The sequence below is a fragment of the Pseudomonas sp. TH39(2020) genome, assembly GCF_016650715.1.
GTDB classification, from domain to species: domain Bacteria; phylum Pseudomonadota; class Gammaproteobacteria; order Pseudomonadales; family Pseudomonadaceae; genus Aquipseudomonas; species Aquipseudomonas mandelii_C.
Genome location: NZ_JAEKFF010000007.1, coordinates 1,171,511 through 1,186,143 on the forward strand (window position 1 = coordinate 1,171,511; position 14,633 = coordinate 1,186,143).

The window sequence follows — 14,633 nt, forward strand, 5'->3', positions numbered from 1 at the left end:
TCAAAAATCTGTAAACAACCTCGATCCTTGTGGGAGCGAGCTTGCTCGCGATGAGGCCCGTCGCCACACCGCCAATTAAAAGGTTATGAACATGCTGCAACTGATCCTCGGCGGCGCCCGTTCCGGTAAAAGTCGCCTGGCCGAAAAACTCGCCTCCGACAGCGGTCTGGCAGTGACTTACATCGCCACCAGCCAACCCCTCGACGGTGAAATGAACGAGCGGGTGGCCCATCACCGCGCCCGTCGTCCAGCCGAATGGGCGTTGATCGAAGAACCTCTGCAACTCGCTCGCACCCTGCGCGAAACCGCCAGTGCCGATCGTTGCCTGCTGGTGGATTGCCTGACGCTGTGGATGACCAATCTGCTGATGCTCGACGACACCGAGCGTCTGTCGGCCGAGCGTGATGCGCTGTTGGACTGCCTGGCGTCGTTGCCGGGTGAAATCATTTTTGTCAGCAACGAGACCGGAATGGGTGTCGTACCGCTGGGCGAATTGACTCGCCGCTATGTCGATGAAGCCGGTTGGCTGCATCAAGCGTTGGCCGAGCGCTGTCAACGCGTCGTCCTGACCGTCGCCGGTCTGCCCCTGACTTTGAAAGGAACTGCGTTATGACTCAATCCTGGTGGCTGAACCCCTGCAAGCCGATCGATGCTCAAGCGGTCGAGCAGGCGCAGGCCCGTCAACAGCAGTTGACCAAACCGGCCGGCTCCCTCGGTCGGCTTGAGTCGGTGGCCGTGCAATTGGCCGGGCTGCAGGGGCAGGTCAAGCCGAGTCTGGATCGACTGTGGATCGCGATTTTTGCCGGTGACCATGGCGTGGTCGCAGAAGGGGTGTCGGCATTTCCCCAGGAAGTCACCGGGCAGATGCTGCACAACTTCGTCAGCGGCGGGGCGGCGATCAGCGTGTTGGCGCGGCAACTCGGGGCCTCCCTGGAAGTCGTCGACCTCGGCACGGTGACGCCGTCGTTGAATTTGCCGGGTGTGCGGCACTTGAACATCGGCCCGGGCACGGCGAATTTCGTCGAGGGGGCGGCGATGACCCCGGCTCAGGGCGAACTCGCTTTGCAGGCCGGCCGCGACAGCGTACAGCGCGCCATCGCGGCGGGTGCGCAGTTGTTTATCGGTGGCGAGATGGGCATCGGCAACACTACAGCGGCCAGCGCGTTGGCCTGTGCCTTGCTCGATTGCCCGGTGGTGCATCTGGCCGGGCCGGGTACGGGTCTGAACGCGGCGGGTGTCAGTCATAAAGCCCAGGTTATCGAGCGCGCTTTGGCATTGCACAGCGCTCAGCGTGGCGATGCGCTGCAAACCCTGTTCAACCTCGGCGGTTTTGAAATCGCGGCACTGGTCGGCGCGTACCTGGCGTGTGCCCAGGAAGGCGTCGCGGTGCTGGTGGACGGTTTTATTTGTAGCGTCGCGGCGTTGGTGGCGGTGCGCTTGAACCCTGAATGTCGTCAGTGGCTGTTGTTTGGTCATCGCGGCGCCGAGCCGGGTCATCGTCATGTACTGGAAACCCTGAACGCCGAACCGCTGCTGGACCTCGGCCTGCGTCTGGGCGAGGGCAGTGGCGCCGCATTGGCCGTGCCGTTGCTGCGTCTGGCGTGCGACCTTCACGGGCAGATGGCGACCTTCGCCGAGGCTGCCGTGGCGGATCGTCCGGCATGACCTTGCGCCTGGACCTGTTGCGCCACGGTGAAACGGAACTCGGCGGCGGTTTGCGCGGCAGCCTTGACGATGCGCTGACTGAAAAGGGCTGGGCGCAGATGCGCGCGGCGGTGGTCGAGCAGGGGCCTTGGGATCGATTGGTCAGCTCGCCGTTGCAGCGGTGCGCGCGGTTCGCCGAAGAACTCGGCGCACAGTTGGGTTTGCCGGTGCAGTTGGATAAAGACCTCCAGGAGCTGCACTTCGGCGCCTGGGAAGGGCAGAGCGCCGCAGCGTTGATGAAAACCGATGCCGAGGCGTTGGGATTGTTCTGGGCTGATCCTTATTCGTTTACGCCGCCTCAGGGTGAGCCGGTGGTGGATTTTTCGACGCGAGTGTTGGCGGCCGTTGAGCGCTTGCGAGCCGCCTGCGCGGGCGAGCGGGTGTTGCTGATCAGTCACGGCGGGGTGATGCGCTTGTTGCTGGCTCAGGCGCGGGGATTGCCTCGTGAGCAGTTGCTCAACGTCGAAGTCGGGCATGGCACGTTGTTTTCGCTGACGGTCGAATCCGGCCTGTTGTTAAAGGAAGCGATCTGACCATGTTGCCGTTCTGGATCGCCCTGCAATTTTTGAGCAGTCTGCCGATTCGTCTGCCGGGCATGCCGGAACCACAGGAATTGGGGCGGTCGCTGCTGTTTTATCCGCTGGTTGGCCTGCTGTTCGGCGGGATTTTGTGGGCGTTCAACGGGTTGTTGCTCGGCACCCCGTTGTTGCTTCACGCAGCGCTGTTGCTGACGGTTTGGGTATTGCTTAGCGGTGCTTTGCACCTGGATGGCCTGGCTGATAGCGCCGATGCGTGGCTCGGTGGATTTGGCGACCGCGAGCGCACGTTGACGATCATGAAGGACCCGCGTAGCGGGCCGATTGCGGTCGTGACGCTGGTGCTGGTGTTGCTGCTCAAATTCGCCGCGTTGCTGGCATTGATTGAGCAACAACACGCCGTTGTACTGATCATTGTTCCGCTGATCGGGCGCAGCGCGATGTTGGGGTTGTTCCTGACCACGCCTTATGTGCGCGCCGGTGGCTTGGGGCAAGCGCTGGCCGATCATCTGCCACGTCTGGCGGGCAAGCAGGTGTTGGCGGTGAGTGCGTTGGCTTGCGTTTTGATTGCCGGCCTCAGCGGCGTATTGGCAGTGGTGCTGGCGGCGTTGGTGTTTGTCTGGCTGCGGCACGTGATGCTGCGCCGATTGGGCGGCACGACGGGCGATACGGCGGGGGCGTTGCTGGAAATCCTCGAGGTTGCGGTGCTGGTGGGGTTGGCGTTGGCCTGATACTTATGTAGCGAATGTGCTGGCCTCTTCGCGAGCAGGCTCGCTCCCACATTTTGATCTCCAGTGAATATAGAATTTGTGTGCAACGCCGATCCCTTGTGGGAGCGAGCCTGCTCGCGAAGGCGACCTACCAGACACTTCCAGTCTCTGGTTAAAATTCCTCTGAAACTTGATTTAACACAACCGCGGGTATATACACGCACCATGCTCGACTCCCAATGTTTATGCATCAACCTGCGTCGCGCCGCCCGTGGCGTCAGCAGGCATTACGACGGCGCTCTCGACGGCTTCGGGATCAACGTTGCCCAGTATTCTCTGCTGTGTAATCTGCAGCGTCTGGATAAACCGAGTATTTCCACGTTGGCCGAAGCCATGGGGCTGGATCGCAGCACCTTGGGGCGCAATCTGCGGGTGCTGGAGGGTGAAGGCCTGCTGATGCTGGTCGAGGGCGAAGACATGCGTAACCGCATCGTCATGCTCACCGAGGCGGGTACTGAGCGCCTGAAAGCGGCCTTGCCAGCCTGGGAAGCGGCGCAACAGCGGTTGATTGACCGTCTGGGTGCCGAGAAACGCGAAACCTTGCTGCGACTGCTGGACGAACTGGCGTGATGCCGGTTTTTCCGATCTTAAGCGGGTATATACCCGCTACCGGGGAATAAGAATGACATCGATGTGGCGTACGTGTGGTTGGGTTTTGTTGGGGAGTGCGCTGATTCTCGCGTTGTCCTTGGGCGTAAGGCACGGCTTCGGGCTGTTTCTGGCGCCGATGAGTGCCGAGTTCGGCTGGGGGCGTGAGACGTTTGCCTTTGCCATTGCCTTGCAGAACCTGATCTGGGGCCTGGCGCAGCCATTCACCGGCGCGCTGGCTGACCGCTTTGGCGCCGCGAAAGTGGTGTTGGTCGGCGGTGTCTTTTATGCATTGGGGCTGGTGTTCATGGGCCTGTCGGATTCCGCCGTGACCTTGTCCCTGAGTGCCGGCCTGTTGATCGGCATCGGTCTGTCCGGCACCTCGTTCTCGGTGATCCTTGGTGTGGTCGGCCGCGCAGTGCCGCCGGAGAAACGCAGCATGGGCATGGGTATTGCCAGCGCTGCCGGCTCTTTCGGCCAGTTCGCCATGTTGCCCGGTACGCTGGGGTTGATCGGCTGGCTGGGCTGGTCAGCGGCATTGCTGGTCTTGGGCTTGTTGGTGGCACTGATCGTGCCGCTGGTGAGCATGCTCAAGGACAAGCCGCTACCGGTGTTCGGTCATGAGCAAACGCTGTCCGAAGCCCTGCGCGAGGCCTGTTCCCATTCAGGATTCTGGCTGCTGGCGTTTGGTTTTTTTGTCTGCGGTTTCCAGGTGGTGTTCATCGGCGTGCACTTGCCTGCTTATCTGGTGGATCAGCACCTCCCGGCGAGCGTCGGTACGACGGTGCTGGCGCTGATCGGGCTGTTCAATATTTTCGGTACATACACAGCGGGCTGGCTCGGCGGGCGGATGTCCAAACCGCGTTTGCTCACTGGCCTGTATCTGCTGCGGGCGGTGGTAATCGGGCTGTTCCTGTGGGCGCCGGTCACGACGACCACCGCGTACCTGTTCGGCATGGCGATGGGCTTCCTGTGGCTCTCGACCGTGCCCTTGACCAACGGCACCGTCGCGACCTTGTTCGGCGTGCGAAATCTGTCCATGCTCGGTGGGATTGTTTTCCTGTTTCACCAACTCGGATCGTTCCTCGGCGGCTGGTTGGGCGGGGTGGTGTACGACCGAACCGGGAGCTATGACTTGATCTGGCAAGTGGCGATTCTCTTGAGCCTGTTGGCCGCCGCCCTGAACTGGCCGGTGCGTGAGCAGCCGGTGGCGCGCCTGCAAACACAGATGAGTGCGATATGAACAGTCTCTGGCCGCGGATCGCTGTCGTCGCTGTCTGCGCCTTGCTGCTGGCCTTGTCGTGGTGGGGCTGGCATCAGGGCGGGCTGGCGTTGATGCAACTGGGCATGGGTGCTTGCTAGCAGGATAGGAGGGCGAGTAACTTCGGTTTTGACGATTTCTCAAGGATGCACCGACATGCTGATGCGCTGGCTCGCAGTTCCCGCGTTACTGGTAGCGTTTAGTGGATTGGCTCAAGCGGCCGAATGCCCGGAGCTTTTGCAAGGCTCGTTGCCCAAGTTGCGCGCCAAGGAATCCATCGACCTGTGCCAGCGCTTCGCCGGCAAACCGCTGGTGGTGGTCAATACCGCGAGCTTCTGTGGTTTCGCCCCGCAGTTCAAAAGCCTTGAGGCGCTGAATCAGCGTTACAAGGATCAGGGGCTGGAAATAATTGGTGTTCCGTCCAACGACTTCAAGCAAGAGTCCAAGGATGGCGAAGAGACTGCCAAGGTCTGCTACGTGAACTACGGCGTGACGTTCACCATGACTGAACTGCAGAAAGTCCGCGGTAATGACGCGACTCACTTGTTCAAGATTATCGCCAAGCAGAGCACCGCGCCGAAGTGGAACTTCTACAAGTACGTGGTCGATCGCAAGGGCACGGTGATCGCCAATTTCTCCAGCCTGACCAAGCCTGACGATCCTGAGTTCATCGCAGCGGTAGAGAAAGCCCTGGCCTCGCAACCCTGATTGGCGCCCATTAAAAAGCCCCGCCTCTGTACAAGAGAGCGGGGCTTTTTCAGTTCAGACGGCGAGCGGTTCAGGTTCGCCGTGAATCATCAGAAGCGGTAGGTCGCGCCAACACCGAAACCGTTCGCACTGTTTTCGTACTTGGCGTTGTAGGACTGACCCAAAGCGTTGGCGCGGTTGACAGTGACAGATTCTTCCTTGAGGTAAGAGTAAGCCACATCAATGGTCCAGTCGTCGGTTGGGTTGAAGCCCGCACCGACACTGAAGATGGTCCGGTCGCCGGTAGGAATGCGTGGCGAACGATCAGTGTTGTTGGTGGGCGACTGGTCAAAGGAGAGACCGGTACGCAGTACCCACTGCTTGTTCAGCTGGTAGGAAGTACCCACGGCGTAGGCCCAGGTGTCATGCCAGTTCTGGTCTTCCTTGATGGTACCAAGGATTTGTGGGGCGAGGGCACCACCGCTAGGTGCGGTTACGCCTTCGTTGTTGACCGTGATGTCTTTCAGGCGGCTCCAGCGAGTCCAGGTAGCACCGGCATAGAGCTTCCAGGCATCATTCATATCTTGAGTCACGGAAAGGTCATAGGACTCAGGTGTTTCGATCTTCAGCGAGGCATCGTAACGGTTGGATTTGAGCAACTGAGGTGGCACGCCAGTGCCGGCAGTCACATCGGTGTGGCCGTCGAGCTTGTAGTTCACTTTCGAGTGATAGGTCAGGCCCACGCGAGTGGTGTCGGTGGCTTGCACCAGGATGCCGGCGTTAAAGCCCAAGGCCGTATCGTCGCCCTTGATCTCCACATTGTTGTCACCAGTCCGGGGGATAGGGAGAGCAATGTCCGATTCCAGGGTGCCGGAAATCCGGTTGATGGTAGGGCCAAAACCGATCGAAACTTTATCGTTGAAAGCGTAGCTGACGGTTGGCTGCAGAGTGATGACCTTGACTTCGCTCTTGCTGCCGAAAGCGCGGCCCTGAAAGCCGTTTTCGTAGTCGGTGATCAGCCCGAACGGAGCGTAGACACCCAAACCAATAGACCATTCATCGTTGAGTTTATTTGTATAGAAACCCATCGGTACTGAAGTGAACGGAACCATATCGCCTTTGTTGGTTCCGCTTGAACGGCCGCTGGTATCGCTGATATCGGTCGAGGCGTCGATCGCTGCGATACCGCCAGTGATTTGCTGGCCTTTGAGGCGGGCCATACCGGCAGGGTTGCCAAAAACTGTACTTGCATCATCGGCAGATGAAGAGCGCCCCGCAAAACCTGTCCCCATCCCGCTGATGCTTTGTTCGTTGAGGGCAAAGCCACTTGCGAAGATTTGGGTGGATGCCAAGGTAACGGCGAGGCTAAGGGTGGTTTTGAGCATTACTTTTTTCATTATTAGAACTCCTGATGATCACCGGGGCGAAAATTACCAACATTTTCGTCCTAGCGCTATAGGCTGTATTGCTTGATTTAGAGCGGTTTTGTAGGACAATCCGACCAAAATCGCAGCAGTTACGCGATCTTGTGGAAACAGCAGATCAGCAGGCGACCTGATTCAGCGGTGAAACACAGGTTTGCCAGGCGCAGGTGAAGTCTCTCAGGCGACCTTGAGGCTGGAAGGTCTGGCGCCAGATACGGGCCATTCCCAGCAGGTCGTCTGCTTCGGGGAGGGGGGTGTTCTGTTCTTCTACCAGCAGCCAGGCGATGGCTGTGGCGTAACGCAGGTTGACGGTCAATTCGAGATGCGGACCACTCAGGAACGCATGTTGGCTGGCCAGGCCGCGAACCAGGCTTGCGCGTTCCGGGTCAAGTGCCAGGTAGTGGTCCCAAAGTGCTTGATGGCGGGGTTCGGCGATTCGGTACAGGCCGTGTCCACGACGGTCATGCAGGGCGGTTCCAAGGGCTGACTGGCTGGCGGCGACGCCCAGCAGCAGGGATTCGGCAGTTGCGCTATGGCGCCCGAGATAAATCAATGTCGGACGGATCACATAACGGCACAGTTCGCTGGCAGCGATACCCATAAAGCCCTCGAAACGTGAAATGGTCGGCGATACCTGAAGGGGCCTTGGCAGCGGGTGAATCGAGTCAGGCTCGCCGGAAGCGGCTTAAGCCGCTTGAGTTGAAGTGTAGTGTTATATTCGCGCCGTAAAGGACTGTTTTTAAAATATTTCCGGCTGCGAGTTATAACCGTTATATCGGTTTGTGCTTAGGCGGCAGCAGCGAAATCAGAAATTTTGGGCAATAAAAAGCCCCGCTTTTTGAGCGAGGCTTTTGAGGTTTCAGTCTTTCTGGCGTATCAGGCAACCAGTGCCTGACGGGTACGCTCGATCACGGCCTGCAGCGGCTCGGCGCTGGAGTATTGATCGGGGTACAGGCGTTCGCTGTGACGAGCGATGCCGTGTTCGTTGACCAGAGTGAAGCTGAAGCAGCCTTTGCGAGCAGCCATGATCAGGCAGTTCATTGGTGCAAAAGCATTGGTTAGGGTGCGAATGGCATCCTGGGTGTGGATTTGAGTAGACATAGTCATTGGGTGTTCCTACAAGCGACACGGATAAGAACCGTGCAAAGTTAAAACGTTCCAGTGACGACGACCACCATTGGTCGAACGAAGAACCCGACTGGAACAAAGCAGCCAGTTTGAAGCGCTGATAAATTGGCGCGCTTGGGCTGGCAGGTAGGTACTTAGGAGGGCAGGCAACACATCAAGGGCAAAGGTTCTGGGCCCAGGGTGAAGATCCTGATCAATTTGCAGGTTGGTTCGGTCAGAGTAAGTGAACTTCGCAACACCCTTTGCTTTCGATTCAAAGGCTGTGTTGACGCAAGGCTTACCTGGAAACCATCGAGGTGGTCGATCCCGCTTTGTCGGTGGAGGCTTCCTTGAGGAAGGCTGACCGGGGGGATTTGTTCGACCAGAATTGACTTTCAGCTTGGTACTAACGCCGCGGATACTAACGGATTGAATTGCTAAAGGGAAGTGTGTTAGCAAAAAAGTTCTCTGGATGGCCCCCATTCAACGTCCGGATTGGCGCTCGGAAAAAGCCATGACCCGCAGACTTGCCCTGTAATAGCACAAATTCCGACCATTGGTAGTCACGGGTCATCGGGCCAGGACCAGCCTGGATCATGGGTTTGCCAAGGTTTATCCCCAAGTGCAGGCAAAAAATGCGCCGAAAAAGCGCATCGATATAACTGCCTCGAAGGTACTTGTGCACATAAGTGGCGGAGGGTGTCACGCCGCTGTCATCTTCCCTTCAAACGCAGTGGGTGCCTGCAACCAAAATTTAAGTCAATGAAAAACATCGCTTTTTTTTACTGGTGAAAAAATCGTCAGTTTGACTGCGAGCCCCATTCCATAGGGCTTTGCGAGAGTTCAAGGGCGGTTGTCCACTGAGTTATCCACAGCTTCTGTGGATTGTCCCGAGCGCTTGCTCTAGGACGGGCGTGCCGGGTTTTTTAGGCTTTACCTGTAAGAAAAAAAGAGTAGAGTGGCGCGCCTTCCGATCTGCCCCACAGTGCTTTATGAAGTTTCGCTCAGTATCAGTCTCCGCAACCTCCACACCTCTCAGCATTACCCCGCCCAAGCGCTTTTCGATGCGTGTGGCCGAGTGGCTGCTGGACAGCCCGCGTCTGGGCGAAAACCCCAACATCAAACACTTCGCCGGGCGTTTGCTCAAGCAGCCAGCCCGTGAAGGAGTCGTGGCCGCGCAAAGCCGTCTCGGTCAGCTGATGTGCCGTGAATGCGGGAATGCCCGGGATCGCCGTATCGGTCAGGACCTTCTGCGTTCGGCCGCGCGGGCAGGGGATCGGCGCGCCCAGCAAGAACTGGGGCTGATCGAAGACTGAGCTGTCCAAGACCTGACGCCTTGGTTAACCTTCAAGCTTTATTTCATTGGCAGGAGTGGCTATGGCTATGGACTTGACCAGCGCATTGCTCGGTCTGGCGGGCGCTGCGCTGCCGTTACTGGTACTGGCCTGGCAACTTCAGCGGCGAGCGAGCGCCACGCAGTCAGAGGTTGCACTGCTGGAAGAGCGTCTGACCTCCGCCCATTTGGCCCAGGACGGATTGAACGCCCAACTCGAAGCCTGTCGCGATGAGATCGGTGATCTGGGCCAGGCCAACGCCGCCAAACAGGCAGACCTGGCCGCCGTGCGCCGTGAAGTCGAACTGCTGCAGATCGAACGCGACGACGCCCGCGATGCCGCCCACGCCTGGAATCTGGAGCGCGCCGGCAAAGAGGCTGAGTTGCGCCGTCTGGACGCCCAGGCCGCCTCGCTCAACGCCGAGCTGCATGAGCAGCAGGAAAGCCATCAGCAGCGCCTCAACGACTTGCAGGGCTCGCGAGACGAATTGCGAGCGCAGTTCGCGGAGCTGGCAGGCAAAATCTTCGACGAGCGCGAGCAGCGCTTTGCCGAAACCAGTCAGCAACGTCTCGGTCAGTTGCTCGATCCGTTGAAGGAACGCATCCAGTCCTTCGAAAAACGCGTCGAGGAAAGCTATCAGGCTGAAGCCCGCGAACGTTTTTCCCTGGCCAAGGAACTGGAGCGGCTGCAACAGCTGAACCTGCGCCTGAGCGACGAAGCCACCAACCTGACCCGCGCCTTGAAAGGCCAGAAAACCCAAGGCAACTGGGGTGAGCTGATTCTTGAGCGAGTGCTTGAACACGCGGGCCTGGAAAAGGGGCGCGAGTACCAGACCCAGGTCAACCTCAAGGGCCCGGACGGTGAGCGTTTCCAACCGGACGTGATCATTTACCTGCCGGGCGACAAGCAGGTGGTGGTCGACTCCAAGGTCAGCCTCACGGCCTATCAGCAATACGTCGCGGCCGAAGACGATGCCATCGGCCAGATCGCCATCAAGCAGCACGTGCTGTCCCTGCGCACTCACGTCAAAGGGCTGGCCGGCAAGGATTACAAACGTCTCGACGGTTTGCACAGCCTGGATTTCGTCCTGCTCTTCGTACCGATCGAAGCGGCGTTTTCCGCCGCATTGCAGGCTGAGCCGACGCTGTTCCAAGAGGCCTTCGACCGCAACATCGTGATCGTCAGCCCGACCACTTTGCTGGCGACCCTGCGCGTCATCGACAGCCTGTGGAAGCAGGAACGCCAGAGCCAGAACGCCCGGGAAATCGCCGAGCGGGCCGGGTGGCTGTACGACAAGTTCGTGTTGTTCATCCAGGATCTGGATGAAGTCGGTAATCGATTACAGCAACTGGATAAAGCCTACAGCTCTGCGCGCAATAAGCTGACGGAAGGCCGCGGCAATCTGGTCAGCCGCGCCGAGCAGCTCAAGTTGCTTGGCGCGCGAGCGAGCAAGAGCCTGCCGGCAGACTTGCTGGAACGGGCGATGACGGATGTGGATGGGTTGGCCGAATTGCCGGAGTAAGCCGAAAAGCTTCGTCGGAGCGCCGCCCGGAGCAAGCTCGCTCCCACATTTGACCGAGTTCTTCCAGATAGAATGCAGTTCAATGTGGGAGCGAGCTTGCTCGCGATGGCGGCAGTTGCACCACGACAAGACTCAAACCTGCCGCACTACAACGGCAAATGTCGACTCAGCAACGCCCGCAACGCCGCCGGCTTCACCGGTTTAGCCAGATAATCCAGCCCTGCCGCATGCACTTGGGCCACCGTCTCCGGTCGCCCATCGGCGCTGATCACAACCCCTGGCACTGGTTCACCCAATCGGGTTCGCAGCCATGCCATCAGTTCCGTCCCTGTCTCGCCATCGTCCAGGTGGTAATCCACCAAGGCCAATTGCGGACGCATCCCGTCGCTGAGCAGCGCCGCGCATTCATCGCGGTTGCGTGCGGTCCAGACCTGACAACCCCAGCGCGTGAGCAAACTGTTCATGCCGATCAGGATGCTGTCTTCGTTGTCGATGCACAGTACCTGCGAGCCGCTCAGCAATTTGCCATTGAGCTCGGCGACCTTGGTCGGGATCGCGGTTTGCGCCCGAGCCAACGGCACACTAACGCTGAACACACTGCCGCGCCCCGGCCAGGAGCGTACGCGCAAGGTATGCCCCAGCACGCGACACAACCCGTCGGCGATCGCCAGGCCCAGCCCCAGGCCTTTTTCCGCGCGCGTCTGGTGGCTGTCGAGGCGTTTGAACTCTTCGAAAATGACCTGCTGTTTATCCACCGGAATGCCCGGGCCACGGTCCCAGACTTCCAGACACAGCTCGCCGTTGCGTCGGCGAACCCCCAGCAGCACCGGCCCTTTGGCGTAGCGGAAGGCATTGGTCAGGAAGTTCTGCAGGATTCGTCGCAACAGTTTGATGTCGCTGTCGACGCGCAACGTACTGCCCCTGACGCGGAATTTCAGCCCCTGGTCGCGGGCCAGCGCCTTGAACTCGGCACCGAGGACGTCGAACATCTCATTAAGCACGAACGGTTTTGGATCAGAGTTGATCTTGCCGTTTTCCAGACGGGAAATGTCCAGCAGGTCGCTGATCAAATCCTCGGCCGAGCGCAGTGACGTGTCCAGATGATGGACCAGTTTCTGCGCCTCATCGGAGAGACCGTCGTCTTGATGGGAAAGGGCGGCCGAGAACAGCCGCGCGGCGTTCAACGGTTGCATCAAGTCATGGCTGACCGCCGCCAGGAAACGGGTTTTCGATTGGTTGGCCGACTCCGCGGTGCCCTTGGCCTCGGTCAGGGCGACATTGAGTTGTGACAGTTCGTGGGTCCGCTCGGTCACCCGTCGCTCCAGGCCCTCGTTGGCTTCGGTCAGCGCTTGCTCAGCCTCGCGGAACGCGGTGATGTCGGTGAAACTCATGACAAAACCGCCGCCTGGCATCGGGTTGCCGATCAGCTCGATCACACGGCCATTGGGGAAAAGTCTTTCAGAGGTGTGGGCGCGGCCCTGACGCATCCAGTGCAAACGGCGGGCGACGTGCACTTCGGCTTCGCCGGGACCGCACAGGCCGCGCTCGGCGTTGTAGCGAATGATGTCGGCAATCGGGCGGCCAAGCCTGATCAGTCCATCCGGGTAGTTGAACAGCTCCAGATAGCGCCGGTTCCAGGCCACCAGTTTCAGCGACTGGTCGACCACACTGATGCCTTGGGTGATGTTCTCGATCGCGCCTTGCAGCAGCGCGCGGTTGAACTGCAGCACTTCCGAGGCTTCGTCGGCGATACGGACGACGTCCTCGAGTTGCATTTCCCTACCTTCGATGGCGGCTTTTACCACCGCCCGGGTCGAAGACGCGCCGAGCACACCGGCCAGCAAACGTTCGGTATGGGCGATCCATTCACCGTCGGCGTTCTGGTTCGGGTTGAAGCCTTTGCCCTGACGGTAGGCGAACCGGATAAAACTCTGACGGGCGCGTTCTTCGCCGACAAAGCGTGCGGCCAGCTGCAACAAATCGTCGATCTGCACCGACAGCATCGAACGGGCGCTAGGGCGGGCGCTGATTTCCTGACCGATGAAGCGACCCGCCTGCCAATGTTCCGAAACCCTCGTACGCGACAGCACCGACACCCAGGCGAACAGCGTGAAGTTGGCCGCCAGCGACAACACCACGCCTTGGGTCAGCGGGGTGAGCGGCAGGTGCAACGGGTTGCTGTGCAACCAGGCCAGCCCCGGGAAGCTGCTCAAGGACAAACCGAGGCTGTGGGCCGCGATCGGCAGAATCAGGGTGTAGAACCAGAGGAACGTCCCGGCGGCGAGACCGGCGAACACACCGCGACGATTGGCCTGTTTCCAGTACAGCGCACCGAGCATGGCCGGGGCCAGTTGGGTTACGGCGGCGAAGGCGATCTGGCCGATGGTCGCCAGGCTCGCCGTCGAGCCGAGCAGGCGATAACTGACGTAGGCCAGCAGCAGAATCACCACAATGCTTACTCGGCGCACCGAGAGCATCCACTGACGGAATACTTCGAAAGGCCGCTCGGCGTTGTTGCGCCGCAGCAGCCATGGCAACAGCATGTCGTTGGAGACCATGGTCGACAGCGCCACGCTGGCGACAATCACCATGCCGGTCGCCGCCGAGGCGCCACCGATAAAGGCCAGCATCGCCAGGGCAGGATGGGATTGGGCCAGCGGCAGGCTGATGACAAACGAGTCCGGCAGCACCGAGCTCGGCAGCATCATCTGGCCGGCGAGGGCGATAGGAACGACGAACAGCGCGGCCAGCGCCAGATAGGCTGGAAACACCCATTTAGCCAGGCGCAGATCCTGAGGGTCGATGTTTTCCACCACGGTCACATGGAACTGCCGGGGCAGGCAGATGATTGCCATCATTGCCACGCCGGTTTGCACCACCATCGACGGCCAGTTGATGGTTTCCTTCCAATACTCTTCGAGGCGCGGGGCGAGCATGGCCTGGTCGAACAGGTCGTCGAAACCGTCGTACAGGCCGTAGGTCACGAACGCGCCGACCGCGAGAAAAGCGAACAGCTTGACCAGCGATTCGAACGCAATCGCCAGCACCATGCCGCGGTGGTGTTCGGTGGCGTCGAGGTTGCGGGTACCGAAGACGATGGTGAACAGCGCCAGCACCAGCGACACGATCAGCGCCGTGTCCTGGGCGCGCGTGCCCATGGCGTCGGCACCGGCGCCGATCAGCAAGTTCACCCCGAGCACGATGCCCTTGAGTTGCAGCGCGATGTAGGGCAACACGCCGACCAGGCAGATCAGCGCCACCACCACCGCCAGCGACTGGGATTTGCCATAACGCGCGGCGATGAAGTCGGCAATGGAGGTGATGTTCTCCTGCTTGCTGATCATCACCATTTTTTGCAGGACCCACGGTGCGCAAACCAATAGCAGAATCGGCCCGAGGTAGATCGGCAGGAAAGACCAGAGCTGTTCGGCGGCCTGGCCCACGGCGCCAAAGAAGGTCCAGCTGGTGCAATAGACGGCCAGCGACAGGCTGTACACCCACGCGCGCACTCGCGGCGGCAACGGTGTGCTGCGACGGTCGCCGTAGAAGGCGATGGCGAACATGATGGCCATATAGGCCAGGGCGACGGCGGCGATCAGCCCGCTGGACAGCGACATGGGAACTCCAGACAAAAGACACCCGGGACTCCCGCCCGGACAAACAGTCTCGCACGATGGCAGGGGTTAGTCAGTGTCGACCA

At 59.9% G+C, this 14,633-nt stretch carries 14 protein-coding genes; 10 read left to right on the top strand and 4 right to left on the bottom strand.

Features of this window, described 5'->3' with window-relative positions; translation table 11 throughout:
- Positions 1–91: 91 nt before the first annotated feature.
- The 8 genes from cobU to JFU47_RS25850 all read left to right on the top strand — a co-directional run bounded on the left by cobU (position 92) and on the right by JFU47_RS25850 (position 5,567).
- Positions 92–613: a bifunctional adenosylcobinamide kinase/adenosylcobinamide-phosphate guanylyltransferase gene (gene cobU / locus JFU47_RS25820; RefSeq protein WP_140681845.1), complete on the top strand. Its 522-nt coding sequence runs from the start codon at positions 92–94 to the stop codon at positions 611–613.
- The gene (gene cobT, locus JFU47_RS25825) at positions 610–1,665 is read left to right on the top strand and encodes a nicotinate-nucleotide--dimethylbenzimidazole phosphoribosyltransferase (protein WP_201186596.1); all 1,056 of its coding nucleotides are present in this window, start codon (positions 610–612) and stop codon (positions 1,663–1,665) included. The genes cobU and cobT overlap by 4 nt, the downstream gene beginning before the upstream one ends.
- Positions 1,662–2,237 (top strand): alpha-ribazole phosphatase family protein, encoded by a 576-nt coding sequence (gene cobC, locus JFU47_RS25830; RefSeq protein WP_201186598.1) that lies wholly within the window; start codon positions 1,662–1,664, stop codon positions 2,235–2,237. The genes cobT and cobC overlap by 4 nt, the downstream gene beginning before the upstream one ends.
- A gap of 2 nt (positions 2,238–2,239) precedes the next feature.
- A complete protein-coding gene (locus JFU47_RS25835) occupies positions 2,240–2,971 on the top strand; it encodes an adenosylcobinamide-GDP ribazoletransferase (RefSeq protein ID WP_123364629.1) in 732 nt (243 codons plus the stop codon).
- Between the two features lie 204 nt (positions 2,972–3,175).
- On the top strand, positions 3,176–3,580 hold the full coding sequence (locus JFU47_RS25840) for a MarR family winged helix-turn-helix transcriptional regulator (RefSeq protein WP_056744044.1): 405 nt from the start codon (positions 3,176–3,178) through the stop codon (positions 3,578–3,580).
- A gap of 52 nt (positions 3,581–3,632) precedes the next feature.
- Positions 3,633–4,841, top strand: a complete 1,209-nt coding sequence (locus JFU47_RS25845; protein WP_201186606.1) for an MFS transporter — start codon at positions 3,633–3,635, stop codon at positions 4,839–4,841.
- Entirely contained in the window at positions 4,838–4,960 is a 123-nt protein-coding gene (locus JFU47_RS33315; RefSeq protein WP_008148682.1) for a hypothetical protein, read from the top strand. Before JFU47_RS25845 ends, JFU47_RS33315 begins: the two co-directional genes overlap by 4 nt.
- A gap of 55 nt (positions 4,961–5,015) precedes the next feature.
- Positions 5,016–5,567, top strand: coding sequence for a glutathione peroxidase (locus tag JFU47_RS25850; protein WP_201186608.1), 552 nt, complete (start codon positions 5,016–5,018; stop codon positions 5,565–5,567).
- Positions 5,568–5,656: 89 nt separating this feature from the next.
- Here JFU47_RS25850 and JFU47_RS25855 read toward each other — a convergent pair whose 3' ends face one another.
- The 3 genes from JFU47_RS25855 to JFU47_RS25865 form a co-directional block, all read right to left on the bottom strand.
- The gene (locus JFU47_RS25855) at positions 5,657–6,943 is read right to left on the bottom strand and encodes an OmpP1/FadL family transporter (RefSeq protein ID WP_201186617.1); all 1,287 of its coding nucleotides are present in this window, start codon (positions 6,941–6,943) and stop codon (positions 5,657–5,659) included.
- A 145-nt stretch (positions 6,944–7,088) separates the two neighbouring features.
- Positions 7,089–7,571: a hypothetical protein gene (locus JFU47_RS25860; RefSeq protein ID WP_074874727.1), complete on the bottom strand. Its 483-nt coding sequence runs from the start codon at positions 7,569–7,571 to the stop codon at positions 7,089–7,091.
- Positions 7,572–7,846: 275 nt separating this feature from the next.
- Positions 7,847–8,071 (bottom strand): hypothetical protein, encoded by a 225-nt coding sequence (locus JFU47_RS25865; protein ID WP_007898912.1) that lies wholly within the window; start codon positions 8,069–8,071, stop codon positions 7,847–7,849.
- Positions 8,072–9,069: 998 nt separating this feature from the next.
- Here JFU47_RS25865 and JFU47_RS25870 point away from each other — a divergent pair.
- Positions 9,070–9,393 (top strand): sel1 repeat family protein, encoded by a 324-nt coding sequence (locus JFU47_RS25870; protein ID WP_201186619.1) that lies wholly within the window; start codon positions 9,070–9,072, stop codon positions 9,391–9,393.
- A 175-nt stretch (positions 9,394–9,568) separates the two neighbouring features.
- A complete protein-coding gene (rmuC, locus tag JFU47_RS25875; protein ID WP_201187337.1) occupies positions 9,569–10,933 on the top strand; it encodes a DNA recombination protein RmuC in 1,365 nt (454 codons plus the stop codon).
- Positions 10,934–11,079: 146 nt separating this feature from the next.
- On the opposite strand, the gene JFU47_RS25880 is transcribed toward rmuC, so the two are convergent.
- Positions 11,080–14,550 carry a hybrid sensor histidine kinase/response regulator gene (locus JFU47_RS25880; protein ID WP_201186627.1) on the bottom strand — a complete coding sequence of 1,157 codons (3,471 nt, stop codon included), beginning with the start codon at positions 14,548–14,550 and terminating at the stop codon, positions 11,080–11,082.
- Positions 14,551–14,633: the final 83 nt, after the last annotated feature.

Coding starts and splice junctions, on each gene's coding strand:
- cobU (WP_140681845.1), top strand. CDS start 92: ATGCTGCAACTGATCCTCGGCGGCGCCCGTTCCGGTAAAAGTCGCCTG.
- cobT (WP_201186596.1), top strand. CDS start 610: ATGACTCAATCCTGGTGGCTGAACCCCTGCAAGCCGATCGATGCTCAA.
- cobC (WP_201186598.1), top strand. CDS start 1,662: ATGACCTTGCGCCTGGACCTGTTGCGCCACGGTGAAACGGAACTCGGC.
- JFU47_RS25835 (WP_123364629.1), top strand. CDS start 2,240: ATGTTGCCGTTCTGGATCGCCCTGCAATTTTTGAGCAGTCTGCCGATT.
- JFU47_RS25840 (WP_056744044.1), top strand. CDS start 3,176: ATGCTCGACTCCCAATGTTTATGCATCAACCTGCGTCGCGCCGCCCGT.
- JFU47_RS25845 (WP_201186606.1), top strand. CDS start 3,633: ATGACATCGATGTGGCGTACGTGTGGTTGGGTTTTGTTGGGGAGTGCG.
- JFU47_RS33315 (WP_008148682.1), top strand. CDS start 4,838: ATGAACAGTCTCTGGCCGCGGATCGCTGTCGTCGCTGTCTGCGCCTTG.
- JFU47_RS25850 (WP_201186608.1), top strand. CDS start 5,016: ATGCTGATGCGCTGGCTCGCAGTTCCCGCGTTACTGGTAGCGTTTAGT.
- JFU47_RS25855 (WP_201186617.1), bottom strand. CDS start 6,943: ATGAAAAAAGTAATGCTCAAAACCACCCTTAGCCTCGCCGTTACCTTG.
- JFU47_RS25860 (WP_074874727.1), bottom strand. CDS start 7,571: ATGGGTATCGCTGCCAGCGAACTGTGCCGTTATGTGATCCGTCCGACA.
- JFU47_RS25865 (WP_007898912.1), bottom strand. CDS start 8,071: ATGTCTACTCAAATCCACACCCAGGATGCCATTCGCACCCTAACCAAT.
- JFU47_RS25870 (WP_201186619.1), top strand. CDS start 9,070: ATGAAGTTTCGCTCAGTATCAGTCTCCGCAACCTCCACACCTCTCAGC.
- JFU47_RS25880 (WP_201186627.1), bottom strand. CDS start 14,550: ATGTCGCTGTCCAGCGGGCTGATCGCCGCCGTCGCCCTGGCCTATATG.